General features: G+C 35.4%; 2 protein-coding genes. Both read left to right on the top strand.

Going from position 1 to position 1001, the window contains the following annotated elements:
- A partial coding sequence (locus H9626_RS13295) for a glycosyltransferase (RefSeq protein WP_191710797.1) occupies positions 1-406 on the top strand: 406 nt, incomplete at its 5' end.
- 10 nt (positions 407-416) lie between these two features.
- Positions 417-1001 (top strand): glycosyltransferase family 2 protein (locus tag H9626_RS13290; RefSeq protein WP_497801155.1); only part of this gene is annotated, 585 nt, incomplete at its 3' end.

Raw genomic sequence — 1001 nt, 5'->3', positions numbered from 1 at the left:
GGTGGGTGATGGTCCGCTTCGAAAAGAACTATTGGATAAAGCAAATTCTTTGGGAATCAGTGACAAGCTTATTCTGTTAAGTAATCAAACAAATATGACTCGTTTGTATCAAGCGATGGATGTTTTTGTTCTTCCATCACTTTTCGAAGGATTAGGAATTGTCGCCATTGAAGCACAAACTTCGGGATTACCGACTTTTTGTTCCAACACTGTATCCAAAGATGCATGCGTTTCTAAACTATTTCATAGTTTACCTTTAGGAAGTGCGGATACTTGGGCACAAAACATTTTAAAAAGTGATAGCACCAGAAAACCTGACGAAGGTATACGAGTGTTAAGAATTCAGGCTTTGATGTTACAGATAATGCCTACCGTCTTCAAAAGTGGTATATTGAAACATATTTAAGGTGGCGGTAATGCAACTGCATGCAAATCTCACTATTTCTATGCAAGAACAATTTTATCCTTTAGTAAGTATCATTTGCCCTGTATATCAGGCAGAGAAAACCTTAAATGACTGTTTAAAAAGTATTTCGTCTCAAAAGTATCAAAATTGGGAATGCATTATAATTATTGATGGAGCTACTGATGCGTCAGAAACTATAGCTCGACGTTACTCTAACATAGATTCGCGTTTTATAATAAAGGTTCAGACTAACAAAGGTAGATCTGCGGCGCGAAATCTTGGGTTATCGTGCGCTAAAGGTTCTTGGGTCACATTTATTGATTCTGATGATCAAATTCTTCCTACTGGACTTGATGCAATGATGCAAATAGCCTTCGAATATAAGACAGATATTGTGTATGGTAATTATTTAACTAAAAAGGGGAATACACCTACAAAAAGTTTTTTGGGAGCGACAAAAGGAATATTAAATTTGAATTTTGCACGTAAAGCCAATTTAAATATTGAACGTCTAGGTATATCCAATGATGGATACCAATATGATTTGTTCAATTGTAGAACATGTTGGGGGAAAATGTATTCATATGATTTAATT

Origin of the sequence: Phocaeicola faecium, assembly GCF_014837055.1 — a bacterium.
In the GTDB taxonomy this organism is placed as follows: Bacteria; Bacteroidota; Bacteroidia; order Bacteroidales; family Bacteroidaceae; genus Phocaeicola; species Phocaeicola gallinarum.
Note: the sequence above shows the minus strand (reverse complement) of the source record. Positions and strands in the feature narration are given on the sequence as shown.